Origin of the sequence: Catenulispora pinisilvae, assembly GCF_015356865.1 — a bacterium.
Classification (GTDB): Bacteria; Actinomycetota; Actinomycetes; order Streptomycetales; family Catenulisporaceae; genus Catenulispora; species Catenulispora pinisilvae.
Genome location: NZ_JAAFZA010000121.1, coordinates 17,042 through 30,465 on the forward strand (window position 1 = coordinate 17,042; position 13,424 = coordinate 30,465).

At 71.4% G+C, this 13,424-nt stretch carries 12 protein-coding genes; 10 read left to right on the plus strand and 2 right to left on the minus strand.

Annotated features, from left to right (window positions below; all coding sequences use genetic code 11):
• The first annotated feature begins 22 nt into the window (after positions 1–22).
• The 7 genes from IZR01_RS28700 to IZR01_RS28725 all read left to right on the plus strand — a co-directional run bounded on the left by IZR01_RS28700 (position 23) and on the right by IZR01_RS28725 (position 8,457).
• Positions 23–583 carry a dihydrofolate reductase family protein gene (locus IZR01_RS28700; protein WP_194895085.1) on the plus strand — a complete coding sequence of 187 codons (561 nt, stop codon included), beginning with the start codon at positions 23–25 and terminating at the stop codon, positions 581–583.
• A 29-nt stretch (positions 584–612) separates the two neighbouring features.
• Entirely contained in the window at positions 613–987 is a 375-nt protein-coding gene (locus tag IZR01_RS28705; RefSeq protein ID WP_194895084.1) for a hypothetical protein, read from the plus strand.
• 61 nt (positions 988–1,048) lie between these two features.
• On the plus strand, positions 1,049–1,882 hold the full coding sequence (locus IZR01_RS28710; RefSeq protein ID WP_194895083.1) for an alpha/beta hydrolase: 834 nt from the start codon (positions 1,049–1,051) through the stop codon (positions 1,880–1,882).
• A gap of 21 nt (positions 1,883–1,903) precedes the next feature.
• Positions 1,904–2,641 carry a dienelactone hydrolase family protein gene (locus tag IZR01_RS28715; RefSeq protein ID WP_194925664.1) on the plus strand — a complete coding sequence of 246 codons (738 nt, stop codon included), beginning with the start codon at positions 1,904–1,906 and terminating at the stop codon, positions 2,639–2,641.
• 434 nt (positions 2,642–3,075) lie between these two features.
• Positions 3,076–4,812, plus strand: a complete 1,737-nt coding sequence (locus IZR01_RS51100; RefSeq protein WP_228560409.1) for an ABC transporter ATP-binding protein — start codon at positions 3,076–3,078, stop codon at positions 4,810–4,812.
• Entirely contained in the window at positions 4,809–6,821 is a 2,013-nt protein-coding gene (locus IZR01_RS51105) for an ABC transporter ATP-binding protein (protein ID WP_323747123.1), read from the plus strand. The genes IZR01_RS51100 and IZR01_RS51105 overlap by 4 nt, the downstream gene beginning before the upstream one ends.
• The gene (locus IZR01_RS28725) at positions 6,808–8,457 is read left to right on the plus strand and encodes an ArnT family glycosyltransferase (protein WP_194925665.1); all 1,650 of its coding nucleotides are present in this window, start codon (positions 6,808–6,810) and stop codon (positions 8,455–8,457) included. Before IZR01_RS51105 ends, IZR01_RS28725 begins: the two co-directional genes overlap by 14 nt.
• A gap of 65 nt (positions 8,458–8,522) precedes the next feature.
• On the opposite strand, the gene IZR01_RS28730 is transcribed toward IZR01_RS28725, so the two are convergent.
• On the minus strand, positions 8,523–9,530 hold the full coding sequence (locus IZR01_RS28730) for a ParB/RepB/Spo0J family partition protein (protein WP_228554771.1): 1,008 nt from the start codon (positions 9,528–9,530) through the stop codon (positions 8,523–8,525).
• A 408-nt stretch (positions 9,531–9,938) separates the two neighbouring features.
• Positions 9,939–10,487, minus strand: a complete 549-nt coding sequence (locus IZR01_RS28735; protein ID WP_194925666.1) for a hypothetical protein — start codon at positions 10,485–10,487, stop codon at positions 9,939–9,941.
• Between the two features lie 354 nt (positions 10,488–10,841).
• Here IZR01_RS28735 and IZR01_RS28740 point away from each other — a divergent pair, with 354 nt between their 5' ends.
• The 3 genes from IZR01_RS28740 to IZR01_RS28750 form a co-directional block, all read left to right on the plus strand.
• Positions 10,842–11,735, plus strand: coding sequence for an MFS transporter (locus tag IZR01_RS28740; protein WP_194925667.1), 894 nt, complete (start codon positions 10,842–10,844; stop codon positions 11,733–11,735).
• Positions 11,736–11,788: 53 nt separating this feature from the next.
• A complete protein-coding gene (locus IZR01_RS28745) occupies positions 11,789–13,000 on the plus strand; it encodes a sensor histidine kinase (RefSeq protein WP_194895077.1) in 1,212 nt (403 codons plus the stop codon).
• Positions 12,997–13,424: response regulator (locus IZR01_RS28750; RefSeq protein ID WP_194925668.1), on the plus strand; the 428-nt coding region annotated here is incomplete at its 3' end. The genes IZR01_RS28745 and IZR01_RS28750, both read left to right, overlap by 4 nt.

Here is a 13,424-nt window from a genome sequence, read left to right on the forward strand (position 1 = left end):
CACCGCGAAGGAGCTCGGAGCCATGCTGATCGCCTCGATGAGTGTCTCGGTCGACGGCTTCATCACCGACCGCGACGGCGGGATCGGGTGGACGGCCCCCACCGAGGACCGGTTCCGCTTCCATCTGGAGCAGACCCGCGAGCTCGGCGCGCATCTGCTGGGCCGGAAGCTCTACGAGACCATGCTGGTCTGGGAGACAGACCCGTCGCTGCGCGATGGCGAGCTCTGCACCGAGTTCGCCGACCTCTGGACCGCGCTGCCGAAGGTCGTGTTCAGCCGCACCCTGGACCGTGTGCAGGGCAACGCCCGCCTGGCCCAGGGGCCGCTGACCGACGAGATCGCAGCCGTCCTGGCCACCACCGACAAGCCCGTCGGCATCGGCGGCGCCACCCTGGCCGGCGCGGCGATCGAGCTCGGCCTCGTCGAGGAGTTCCACGTGTTCCGCAACCCGATCGTCGTCGGCGGCGGCACACCCTTCTGGCCGCCGGTCGCCGAGCCGATCGCGCTGGAGCTGATCGAGACGAAGACGTTCGGCTCGCGAGTGGTTTTCGAGCGCTATCGGCGCGCGCAGGGTACGGCATAGACCGAGGTCACGCGGTTACCCTGATCCCCATGGACGAGAATCGAGCGCTCCGCGTCGTCGACGCCCTGCGGGAACGCGGGGTCGACGCGCACGTCGCCAAGGTCAGCGTGTACCAGTTCGGGATCCGGGTGATGCTCCCGGGCGGGCGGCAGGCCGAGTGGGACACCGACGACACCGCGGGCCTGGAAGCGCAGGTGATGAAGGACGGGATGCTGGTCGGGTACGTGCCGACGATCGAGGGCTCCGAGGACTTCGACGAGCAGCAGACCATCGACGCCCTGCTGCGCACCGACTACGACCAGCCCGTCGCCACCCGGCGGACCGAGGCCCCGCCTGCGCAGCCGCCGCTGCCGCGCGACGGTGGCGTGTTCCGGCGGTTCCTCGGCGGGTTCCGCGAGCGCTGAGGCGGTCGGCGGCGGCGATAGGATCGCAGTCCCCTCCGGTCCCAGGTGAGGTCACGATCGCATGAGCAGCCCCGGTATCGTCCATGAAGGCCTGACCTACGCCGAGATCCAAGGCTTCCGGCCGCTCCTGCTGGACCTCCATGTCCCGGCCGCGGCCGGTCCCGAGAACCCGGTGCCGCTTGTGGTCTGGATGCACGGCGGGGCGTTCTGGGCGGGGGACCGGCGCTACCTGCCGTCGAACCTCGCCCCCAACGCGGTGTTCGACACCCTCGTCGCGGCCGGTATCGCCGCTGCCACCATCGACTACCGGCTGTCCGGCGAGGCGCGGTTCCCGGCGCAGCTGGACGATGTCCGGAGCGCTGTCAGATATCTGCGTTCCAACGCCGCGCGGTGGGGGATCGACGCGACGCGGGTCGGGGTCTGGGGCGAGTCGGCCGGCGGGACGCTCGGTGCGCTCGCCGCGCTCGCACCCGCGGAAGCTGAGAATAGTCACGATGCCTCGGGTATCTCCGACGCCCAGCCGCTCGCCGCGGCCGCCCTCTGGTGCTCGCCCACGGATCTGGTCCCGCTGCGCCACTTCAGTGCCATAGCGGCCTTCCTCGGCGGCACCGGCACCGGCGACGGGTTCGAGGCGGTGGCCGCGCAGGCCAGCCCGACGACCCACGTCCGCCGCGACGCACCGCCGTTCTTCATCATGCACGGCGACGCCGACCGCAAATGCCCGGTCCAGCAGGCCGAGGTCCTGCACGAGGCCCTGCTGGCGGCCGGCGCGCGCTCCGAACTCGTCCTGGTCGAAGGCGCCGACCACGTCTTCGAAGGGCACCCCGACGCCCAGGGCCTCGTCGATCAGGTCGTGGCCTTCTTCTCCCGGGAGCTCGCCCCGACCGTCCCGTAGGCGATGCGGTAGAAGGTATCCATGCGTTACCTACTGGAATCCGTGTCGGAGGGCGTCGTCGAGCGCTTCTTCACCCAAGGCGATGCCCGCGGCGTCCTGTGGCTGCCGGCCAAGACCTCCGATGCCAGCCCCCTGATCCTGCTCGGTCACGGCGGCGGCCAGCACAAGGCCTCCGAGGAGCTGGTGGCCAGGGCGCAGCGCTACGTCGCCGAAGGCGGGTTCGCGGTAGCGGCCATCGACCTGCCCGGCTCCGGTAGCCACCCGCACACCGAGCACGGCGAGGAACTGCTCGTGGCGATCAGGCAGCGGGCGGCAGCCGGCGACCCCCACGTCCCAGCCGACGTCCTCCGCTACAACTCCGAACTCGCCGCCCAGGCGATCCCCGAATGGCAGGCGACCTTGGACGCCCTCATGGGCCTGCCCGAGATCGCCGAGCAGGTGGGCTACTGGGGCGTCTCCCTCGGCACGGCACTGGGCCTGCGCCTCCTCGCCGCCGAGCCCCGCATCACCGCGGCCGTCCTCGGTCTGGCTCATGGCCAGGCCCTGCTCGATATCGCACCCACCATCGCGATCCCCATCGAGTTCCACCTCCAATGGGACGACGCCAACGTGCCGCGCGATGCCGGGCTCGCGTTGTTCGACGCCTTCGGCTCCGCGGAGAAGACGCTGCACGCGAATCCCGGCGGGCACAAAGAGACACCGCGATTTGAGGTGGACAGCTCGCTGCGTTTCTTCGGCCGTCATCTGCGTCGGCGCTAAGCAGAACTCTCATGCCGCCGACCGGGGGGGATGGTCGGCGGCATGAGCGACCGCTGCTGTGGGGCACCGATCACCGACCCCGCGTGTGATGACGTGCGATCGGGGGTGCGCATCGTCCGAGCGGGTCCGTCGGGATTCACTGACCCTGCGGCCGGAACGTCAGGCTACCAAGGCAATCTCTTACATTTCGGACGTTCAACTGATGCCTTCTTCGCAGTCGAACGCGTTGACTGCCCCGGTATCCGTGCAGGTCGGGGTGGGACAGCAGGGCTCTGACGGGCAACGGCAGTTGGACGCGGGGCCGGATTCGGCGGGCGTCGCCGTACGATCGGGGCGTTTCGCGGGGGCGGGGCCGATGAGCCCGCCTTCGCCGGCGGAGCGTGCTGCCGATGGCGCCGTGACCGCGACGCCCACGGAAGGGGAGAAGGCTCGCCATGGTCCTCGTCCGGCTGCTGCGCGGCTATCTGCGGCCGCACGCGCGCAGCCTGACGCTGATCGGCGTGCTGGTCATGGTCCAGGCCGCGGGCAACCTCTACCTGCCGAGCCTGAACGCCGCCATCATCGACGACGGCGTGCTCGGCGGCGACACCGGGTACATCTGGCGCGCCGGCGGCGTCATGCTGGTCGTCGCGCTCCTGCTCGGCCTCGTCGCGGTCCTGTCCGTCCGGCTCGCCACCGGTGTCGCGAGCGCCGTCGGCGCGGCGCTGCGGGACGGCGTGCACCGGCGGGTGCTGGGCTGGTCCGAGCAGGACCTGAGCCGCTTCGGCATCCCCTCGCTGGTCATCCGGAACGTCAACGACGTCCAGCAGGTGCAGCTGTTCCTCCAGGCGGCTCTCAACCTGCTGCTGTTGTCGGCGGTCACCGCGGCCGGCGCGCTGGTGATGGCGATCCGCTCCGGACCGCGGCTGTCGCTGCTGGTCTGGGGCACGGTCCTGGCGATGGCGGCGATCGTCGCGGTGATGCTGCTGGCCGTCGTCCCGCTGTTCCGGGTGGTGCAGGGCAAGATCGACCGGCTCAACCGGGTGGTGCGCGAACAGATCACCGGGGCCCGGGTGATCCGCGCCTTCGGGCGGGAGAGCGCCGAGGACGCGCGCTACCGCGAGGTCAACGACGACATGACCGGCACCGCGCTGCGGGCCAACCGGATCTTCGCCGCGGTGCTGCCCGCCGTCCTGGGCCTGGTCAACCTCACCAGTGTCGGTCTGATCTGGTTCGGCGGGCGCCTGGTCGGGGCCGGCCAGATGTCGATCGGCGACCTGACGGCCTTCCAGATCTACATCCTGCAGGTGCTGCTCTACGTCGCCATCGGGGTCAGCGTCATCATCCTGCTGCCCCGGGCGGTGGCCGGCGCCGAGCGGATCACCGAGGTGGTCCAGGCCGGCACCGGTATCGCCGATCCGGCGCGGCCGGTCGTGCCCGAGGCCGGCACCGGGACCGTGGAGTTCCGGGACGTCAGCTTCGGCTACCCCGGCAGCCGGCATCCGGTGCTCGCAGGCCTGTCGTTCACCGTGCGGCCGGGCCGGACCACGGCGGTCGTCGGCGGCACGGGCAGCGGCAAGACCACGGTGCTCCAGCTGGCTCTGAGGTTCTGCGCGGCGACCGGCGGCACCGTGGCCGTCAACGGCGTCGACGTGCAGGAGCAGGCGGCCGAGCGGCTGTGGGCCGGGATCGGTCCGGTGCCGCAGACCGCCTTCCTGTTCGCCGGCACGGTCGCGGAGAACCTGCGGATCGCCCGGCCGAAGGCGTCCGAAACAGAGCTCTGGCATGCCCTGGACGTGGCCCAGGCCCTCGACTTCGTCGCCGCCATGCCCGGCGGCCTCGACGCCCCGATCGACTCCGGCGGCCGCAACGTCTCCGGGGGCCAGCGCCAGCGGTTGGCCATCGCCCGCGCGGTACTGCGCCGGCCCGGCCTGTACGTGTTCGACGACTGCTTCTCCGCCCTCGACCCGGCCACCGAGGCCCGGCTGCGCGCGGCCCTGCGCGCCGAGACCGCGCAGGCCGCGGTGCTGATCGCGACCCAGCGCGCGGGCACCATCATGGACGCCGACGAGATCATCGTGCTCGAACACGGGACAGTCGCCGGGCGGGGCACGCACACCGAACTGATCGAGGGCTGCGTTCCCTATCAGGGGATCGTCGCCGCCCAACTCGGCGCCGGGGCGACCGCGTGAGCGCGCCGGCGGTCGGCGTGGCCGACGTGCGGGCCCGGGGCGGCCTGCGGGGCCCGCGCGGGCAGAGCGGCGCGGGCAAGGACAGCGGCCCGGGCGGCGTGACCGGCTCGGGGATCCGGGCCGGACTCCTGGCCGGGGAACGGTTCCGGCTGTCCCTGGTCGTCCTGTTCGGGGTCGCGTCGGTCCTGTGCCTGATCGCCGGGCCGATCGCGCTCGGCGCCGCCTCCGACATCCTGTTCACCGGCCTGGTCGGATCCCAGCAGCCCGCGGGCCTGAGCAAGGCGCAGGCGGTCGCCGAGCTGCGCGCGCAGGGGCACCAGCGCCTGGCCGAGATGGTCTCGGCGATGAACGTGGTGCCCGGGGTCGGCGTCGACTACCACCGCCTGGGCCGGGTACTGCTGCTGGCCGCCGCGATCTTCGCGTTCGGCGCGGTGTTCGGCTGGGCGCAGAACCATCTGATGGCCGGCATCGCCATGCGTGTTGTGCACCGGCTGCGCGCGGCGGTGGCGGGCAAGCTGCACCGGCTGCCGCTGCGCTACTTCGACACCCACCCGCACGGCGAGATCCTGAGTCGGGTCAGCAACGACGTCGACAACCTCAGCACGGCCCTGCTGGAGGGCCCGAGCCCGCTGCTCTCCTCGGTGCTCACCGTGCTCGGCCTGCTGGCCGTGATGTTCTGGCTGTCCCCGCTGCTGGCCCTGGCCGACCTGGTGAGCATCCCGATGGTCATCGCGCTGCTGCTGGTCCTGGCCCGCCGCTCGGCGAAGTGGTTCGCCGAGCAGTGGAAGCTGACCGGGTCGCTCAACGCCATGGTCGAGGAGGGGTACACCGGACACGGGCTGGTCCTGGCGTTCGGCCGCCGGGCCGCGCGGATCGCCGAGTTCGGGCGGCGCAACGACGAGGTGCGCGAGGCGGGTTTGCGTGGCCAGTATCTGTCCGGGCTGACGGTCCCGGCCGTGCTGCTGGTCGGCAACCTCAACTACGTGGTCATCGCGGTGCTCGGCGGCTACCAGGTGAGCACCGGCGCGATCTCGCTGGGCGTGGTGCAGGCGTTCATCCAGTTCTCCCGGCGGTTCACAGTGCCGGTCGGCCAGATCGCCGGGCAGATCAACATCATGCAGTCCGGGCAGGCCTCGGCGGCGCGGGTCTTCGAGCTGCTGGCGGCGCCGGAGGAGGCGGCGGTGGGGCCGGCGGACGGGCAGCCGGCGGGCCCGTCGGCCGTGGCCGGCGACAGCGCCGGCGGGCACCGGGTGGAACTGCGCCACGTGTCCTTCCGCTACCAGCCGGACCGGCCGCTGATCGAGGACCTCAGCCTGGTCGCCGAACCCGGCCAGAGCGTCGCGATCGTCGGCCCCACCGGGGCCGGCAAGACCACCATCGTCAATCTCCTGATGAGGTTCTACGAGATCGACGACGGCTCCATCCTGCTGGACGGGGTGGACTACCGGGAACTGTCCCGGGAGCGGGTGCGCCAGCGGTTCGGCATGGTGCTCCAGGACACCTGGCTGTTCGCCGGGACGATCTGGGAGAACATCGCCTACGGCCGGGCCGGCGCGACCGACGACGAGATCCTCGCCGCGGCCCGGGCGGCCCACGTCGATGAGTTCGTCGGCGCCCTTCCCGACGGCTACCGGACCACGCTGGACGACGAGGCCTCGGTGATCTCCACCGGCCAGCGGCAGTTGCTCACCATCGCCCGGGCCTTCCTGGCCGATCCGGGCGTGCTCATCCTCGACGAGGCCACCAGCAGCGTCGACGTCCGCACCGAGGCGATGATCCGGGACGCGATGGACGGGCTGCGGCACGGCCGCACCGGATTCGTGATCGCGCACCGGCTCTCCACGGTGCGCGAGGCGGACCTCATCGTCGTCATCGACGCCGGCCGGGTCGTCGAGCAGGGCACCCACACCGGGCTCCTGGCCCGGCGCGGGGCCTACCACCACCTGTACACCAGCCAGTCGGACCCGGACAGCGGTCCTGTGCGAGAGGTGTTCGATGTCGAAGTCTGATTCCCTGTCGGCGGTGACCCGGCCCGAGCCCGGACCGTCCGATCCCGGACCGTTGGAAAACGGATCAGCCGCGTCCGCGGCGGTGGCGACGGCGGCGCCCGCCGCGCCGGAACCACCACCGGCGCCGGCGGCGGCCGAGCCCGTCGTCATCCACCCGTTCGACAAGCGGGTCTTCGGGGTCGCCCTGGCCGTCCTGGCCCTGATGATCGCGTTGGCCAGCCGCTACGGCTATTTCGTCGACGAGCTCTACTTCTTCGACTGCCTGCGCCACCTGTCGGCCAGCTACGTCGACCAACCCGGGCTCGCGCCCCTGCTCATGCGGTTCTCGGTGGCGGTGTTCGGGACCTCGGCCACCGCGATCCGGATCCTGCCCGCGCTCGCCGCGGCGGGCACCGTCGTGATCGGCGCTCTGACCGCGCGTGAGTTCGGCGGCACCCGGCGGGCCCAGTTCGTGGCCGCCCTCGGCGTGGCCACCATGCCCGAACTGCTCTCCAGCGCCCACGTCGCCAACACCACCTCCTACGACCTGCTGGCCTGGTCGGCCTTCGCCTTCGTGGCGCTGAAGGTCGAGCGCACCGGACAGCCGCGCTGGTGGCTGCTCGCCGGCGTGGTCCTCGGGCTCGGGCTCAGCGACAGCCGGCTCATCGTCTCCTTCGCCATCGTGTTGGTGATCGGTCTGTGGATCAGCGGCGGCCGCCGGCTGGTGACCAACCGCTGGGCCCTGGGCGGCGCCCTGATCGCGGCGCTGTGCGCGCTGCCCGACCTGTGGTGGCAGACCCAGCACAACTGGGCCGGCTACACGTTCACCCACTCGCTGAACCAGCAGAACGGCGGGCCCGGCAACATCCCGACCTGGTTCGTGGGCCAGCTCTTCCTGGTCAGCCTCGCTCTGGTGGGCGTGTGGATCGGCGGCCTGCGGCACCTGTGGCGCAGCCGCAACCCCATGTGGAAGGCGCTGTTCTGGTCCTACGCCATCTTGTTCGTGCTGTTCGCGGTCACCAGCGGGGGCCGGATCTACTACCTGGCCGGTGCCTACATCTACCTGCTGGCCGCGGGCGCGGTGGCGATCGACGCCCGGTGGTCCTCGCGCCGCCGGCGCGTGCTCTACACCGTGGGCGGCACGCTGACCACGGCTCTGATGTTCATCATCGGCCTGCCGCTGTTGAGCGTGAACAGCATCGGCTGGACGTACGGGGTCAACCGCAACCTCGGCGACACCGTCGGCTGGCCGCAGCTGGCGAACTCGGTCGACGCGGCCTGGCGCTCGCTGCCGGCCGACCAGCGGGCCTCCACCGTCATCTACACCCAGAACGACGGCGAGGCCGGCGCCGTGAACCAGCTGAGCGCCGGCACGGGCCTGCCGACCGCGGTGAGCGCCCAGAACACCGACTGGTTCTGGGGGCCGGGGAACCCGAACGCGACCACCGTGCTGGCCGTGGTCCCGGGACCGGTCGGCGGGAGCCAGGCCGGCTTCAAGGCCGCGCTCCAGGCCGATTTCGCCGACGTGCGCGAGGTCGGCACCATCAGCAACCCGTACGGCATCCACAACAAGGAGTACGGCGGCAAGATCTACGTGTGCACCCGGCCGCGTGAGCCGTGGGGCAAGCTCTGGCCGTCGCTGCTGCACTACGCGTAGCGGACAGCTGCGAGGCCCGCCCGGTGGGGAACCGGGCGGGCCTCAGTGTTCTGTCAGCCGTTCTCTCAACCCAATTCGGATTGCAGTTCCTGGACCTCGGTCTGGAGCTCCTTGGCGAAGTCCAGCCACATCTGCGCCACCTGCCGGGCCAGTTCCATGATCTGCGGCGTGCAGTGCGGCGGTACCACATTTATCAGGTTGTTGAGATCGCTGGCACCCGAGGTGCAGGACCGCAACAGGATCAGCAGTTTGCGACCCGCGTCGTGCTGACGCAGTGACGGGTCGCGGGACAGCTTGGTCAGCAGCAGCGCCGCGTCGCTCACGGCCATCGCCGGCTCGGCCGGGACCGCGGGCTCGGCGACCTGCGTCACCTGCTGCCGGGCCGGTGAGGAGCAGGCCACCTCGGAGACCGTGGACTGGCCGCCGGGCACCGGTTCGAGCCCGGCCTTCAGCCGCTTGCGGACGTCGCTCACCGTCGCCGGGGAGACCCCGGCCATCCGGGCCAGCTCCCGCAGCGAGGCGTGCGGCTGCTTGTCGATGAGCTCGGCGGCGCGCAGCCGGCCCGCGGCGCTGTTCAGGGGGCGTACCCGGCCGTCGCGCCCGATGCGGGCCTGGATCACCGGACCCTGGCCCTCGGTGCGCTCGCGCAGCGTGGCCACGGTCTTGGCGCCGAGCCCGGCGATCTGGGCGATGGCGCGGTCGGACAGGTGGGGGTGGGAACCGATGATCCGCTTGGCGGCCGCGCGCCGGTCGGCCTGGGACAGCGGGTAACCGTGGGTGACATTGGCCTGTACCGCATAAAGGAACGCGTCGTCGCTGGGCCCTTCGAAGAACTCGACTTCGATCGTCTCGCGGCCGCGCAGACACGCCGCCATCAATCGGTGGGTGCCGTCGATCACCCGCATCGTCCGGTGATCCACCAGAATGGGGGGAAGTGGATTGTCGATCTCGGCGAGCCGGGCGATGTGTTCCTTGCTCAACCCGGCCAACCGTGGGGTGTCACCGGGGACGAGCGAGGCGGTGGGGACGGTCAGAGTACGGGCGCGACCGGCGGCCGCGATGAACTCCGCCATCGTGAATCGGGCAGTGTGATCAGGGGTGGGATGTGGACGATTGACCGTTTCAGGGTATGGCAAAGTCATTAGGTTCCCCGTAGCTCGGAATCCCTGAACGAGATTTCAAGTAACGCAAATTGCAGGCGGATGCCTCAATTTCTTGCTTCTTCTTGTTATGTACGTCATGCCAGCCGTCGTCCGGACTGTCACAGCGTGCCACGTGCGGTCGCTTATTGTCGACGTCTGACTTAGTACTACCGAGGTCCGGCCGTCCGACCGGTGCGCGGATCTTGCGAGGTATGCCGTCTACCGGCGCCGATGTTTGCCGGTGGGGGGATCTGGGCAACGCTCGCGGACATCCGCCAGGGGTACCTCGGGCGGCCGGCCGGGCTTCGCGTTCGGTGCCCGGCAGGGGGGTCGGCACCGTCAGGGGTCTACATCGGATCCCACCAATCTGGGTTCTGACACCGGTTTCGGCAGTGCGGCGGCGCGCGCCACCACACCCAGACAACACGTGACGATCATGGCGTCGGCCATGAACACCAGGGCGTCGGTGATGGTGCCGCTCGCGACCCGGTGGGTCGCGCGCCATTGCGCGTACTGCAGGGGGAACAGGTGGACACAGCCGTAGGAGAACCAGGCCCGCGCGCCGAACACCGCGAACCAGACCAGGGCGTACGGCCAGCCGGCGTGACTGGCCGGCCCCCCGGTCCGCTCGCTGTGGAACACGTGGACCAGGCCCAGGGCGGCCAGGCCGCCGACCAGACCCGCCGCGATCCCGGCGAGTTCCACGGTGACCCCCATGCCCTGCGTGGCGATCGAGCGGACGTACAGCAGCACGATGCCGACCGCCACGACGAGCGGGGGGATCGGGCGCAGCATGGTGATCGGCCGTTCCGGCCCGAGCTCGCCGCCGAGCGTGCAGAGCAGGACCGCGCCGTTGACCAGCTGTGCCTGGGTGAGTTGGGTGAGCAAGAGGTGGCTCCTTCGGCGGTGCGGCGGAAAGGCCGGTGGCAGGTGCCTTTCCGCTGCCTCCACCTTCGCCGCTCGCCGCCCGCGCCGAATCGCGGCACGGGTCGCATTCCGGCATGATTTCCGCCGCCCGGGCTCGCCCGGGACTCATACCGCGGTACTAGGAGCCGGACCGCGGGGCTGCGTACCCAGGGCCCATGACACCACCCGGGCCCACCCGTCCCATCTCATACCGGGATGCGACCTCTGAGCCGAGGCGCCGCCGCCGGCCCGCGACCAGGATTGTCAGGGTCGGTATCCCCCGTCGGTGTTCCACTCAGGCCCGTGCGCGACGCCGGCGATCGGAGGAAGTAAGCCGTGTCCGTGACCTCAATCGTCCTCACCCTAGGCATCATCGCCTACGTCATCGTCAGACAGGTGTGCGGCGAGTTGCTGCACGTCAAACGCACCGTGGTGCTGCCGGCGGTGCTCACCGTCGCGGGCTTCGTCCAACTGCACCTGACCCACGGCCACGTGGCGGCCGCCGACATCACCTGTCTGCTGCTCAGCGCCGCGGGCTCGGCGCTGATCGGCTGCGGCTTCGGCGCGCTCATGCAGATCGAATCCCGCGGCGGCTACCTGTGGGCCCGGCTGCGACCGGTCGGTCTGTGGCTGTGGGTGCTGATGGTCGCCTGGCGGTTGCTCATGACCGGGGTCGCGGGCGCGATGCACGCGCACATCGCCGCCTCCACCTCCACGATGCTGCTCACGCTGGGCATCAACCGGCTCGCGCAGGCGGCGGTCATCGTGCCGCGGGCCATGTCCAAGGGGATCCCGTTCGCCCCGGACAACGGTTCGGGCGGCCTATTCGGCGGCGGCCTGCTCGGCGGCGGCCAGGGCGGCCGCTCCGGCGGTCTGCTCCAGGGGTTGCTCGGCGGCGGTGACGCCCCCCGCCGCGATGACGGGTACCGCGACCGCTACGGGGCGGACCAGTACTCCCGCGACCAGTATGCGCGCGACCAACAGTTCGCCCGCGACCAGGCCGCACGGGACCAGTTCGCTCGCGACCAGCAGTACGCCCGGGACCAGCAATACGCGCGGGATCGGTACGAGCAGGACCGTTACGAGCAGGATCGTTACGAGCAGGACCGCTACGACCGGGGCCGGGACTCCCTGCTCGACCGGGGCCGGGACTCCCTGCTCGACCGCGGCGGGGATTCCCTGCTCGGCCGGGGCCGCGGTCGCCGGCCCGACCGGCGCGGCCGTCGGTGACCCTGCGCATTCCTGTTCGCACCTACCGAACGCAGTCCCGTCATACTGGGCCCATGCTGCGCGCCGCCGCCTGGTTCTCCCGCTTGGCGGGACTAGTCCCGATCGGCCTGCTCACCTTCCTGGTGAAGAAGCCGACCGAGCCCGGCGGCGCCGGCACCCAGGCCGTGGTCTACGTCGTGGCGTGCCTGGGCCTGCTGACCCTGCTGGTGCTCGACGTCTGGCCCGGCGGCCTGCCGGACCGGGCCGCGCGGATACTGCTGCCCGGCTGCCACGGTGTGGTGATCGTGGCCGGCTGCGTCGGCGCCTCCGCCGGCGGGACCGGCGACGTCCTGATCTCGTTCTCGGTCGGTTCGCTGATGGCCGCCGGCAGCGAGCTGGGCCTGATCGTCGTGCTCTGGCTCGCCGCGCTCGGCCTGCTCGCGGTCGAGGGCGGGGCGGTGGTGTTCGGCCAGGGCGTCGGCACCCTGGTCGGCTTCCCGCTGCTGCTCGTGGTCGGCACGCTGGTCGGCCGGAACCGGGCCGCCTACCGGATCCAGGCCGAACAAGCCGCCGCGCTGCTGGCCCGGCACGAGCAGCTGCGGGCCGAGGAGCGCTGGGCCGACATCCTCGGCGAGCGGGCGCGGATCGCCCGGGAGATCCACGACGTGCTCGCGCACTCCCTGGGCGCGCTGAGCATCCAGATCCAGACCGCCCGGGCCCTGTTCACCGAGCTCGACGAGCCCGAACGCGCCCTGGACGTACTGGCCACCGCCCAGCGCATGGTCTCCGACGGGCTCACCGAGACCCGGCGCGCGGTGCTCGCGCTGCGCACCGACAGCCTGCCGCTGCACGAGGAACTGGCCCGGGTCGCCGCCGAACACGGCGACGTGTACAGCGTGTCAGTCCGCTGCGTCATCGAGGGCACCCCGCACCCGGTGCCGGCCGACGCCACCATCGCCCTGCTGCGCACCGCCAGCGAGTGCCTGATGAACGCGGCGAAGCACGCCTCCGGCCGGGCCGTCGACATCACCCTGGCCTACGTCCCGGACGGGGTGCGGCTGTCGGTCGTCACCGAGCTGGCGGACGGCTCCCGCGCCGCCGCGGACGAGCCCGCCGGCTCCGGCGTGCCGCAGACCATCAACGGCGGCTACGGACTCACCGGCATACAGGAGCGGTTGCGCCTGCTGCGCGGTACCCTCGACGCTGGCGTCCGGGGCCGAGAGTGGGTCGTCGCCGCCGAACTGCCCCTCGTCCCGTGTCCGACCCCGGAGAGAGCCGATCGATGACCGCGACACCAGGCCGTCGCCTGCGCATCATCATCGCCGACGACCAGGCCAGCGTGCGCCAAGGTCTGGAACTGCTGCTCGGCGCGCTGCCCGACTTCGACGTCGTGGCCGCCGCCGCGGACGGCCGACAGGCCGTCGACCAGGTCGCCGAGCACCACCCGGACGCCATCCTGCTGGACCTGCACATGCCGGTGATGGACGGCGTCGAGGCGACCAGGATCCTGACCGCCGAGCACCCCGAGGTCGCGATCGTCGTGCTCACCACCTACTTCGACGACGCCTCGGTCCTGGACGCACTGCGCGGCGGCGCCCGCAGCTACCTGACGAAGGACGCCGACCGCAAGGACATCGCCCACGCCCTGCGCGCAGCCGCCGACGGCCTGGCCGTGTTCGACCCCCGCGTGCACGCCGCCCTCCTGAGCGC

What these genes read in the sequence shown, in the direction of transcription:
- IZR01_RS28700 (WP_194895085.1), top strand. Translation starts at nt 23, where the DNA reads ATGCTGATCGCCTCGATGAGTGTCTCGGTCGACGGCTTCATCACCGAC.
- IZR01_RS28705 (WP_194895084.1), top strand. Translation starts at nt 613, where the DNA reads ATGGACGAGAATCGAGCGCTCCGCGTCGTCGACGCCCTGCGGGAACGC.
- IZR01_RS28710 (WP_194895083.1), top strand. Translation starts at nt 1,049, where the DNA reads ATGAGCAGCCCCGGTATCGTCCATGAAGGCCTGACCTACGCCGAGATC.
- IZR01_RS28715 (WP_194925664.1), top strand. Translation starts at nt 1,904, where the DNA reads ATGCGTTACCTACTGGAATCCGTGTCGGAGGGCGTCGTCGAGCGCTTC.
- IZR01_RS51100 (WP_228560409.1), top strand. Translation starts at nt 3,076, where the DNA reads ATGGTCCTCGTCCGGCTGCTGCGCGGCTATCTGCGGCCGCACGCGCGC.
- IZR01_RS28725 (WP_194925665.1), top strand. Translation starts at nt 6,808, where the DNA reads ATGTCGAAGTCTGATTCCCTGTCGGCGGTGACCCGGCCCGAGCCCGGA.
- IZR01_RS28730 (WP_228554771.1), bottom strand. Translation starts at nt 9,530, where the DNA reads ATGGCGGAGTTCATCGCGGCCGCCGGTCGCGCCCGTACTCTGACCGTC.
- IZR01_RS28745 (WP_194895077.1), top strand. Translation starts at nt 11,789, where the DNA reads ATGCTGCGCGCCGCCGCCTGGTTCTCCCGCTTGGCGGGACTAGTCCCG.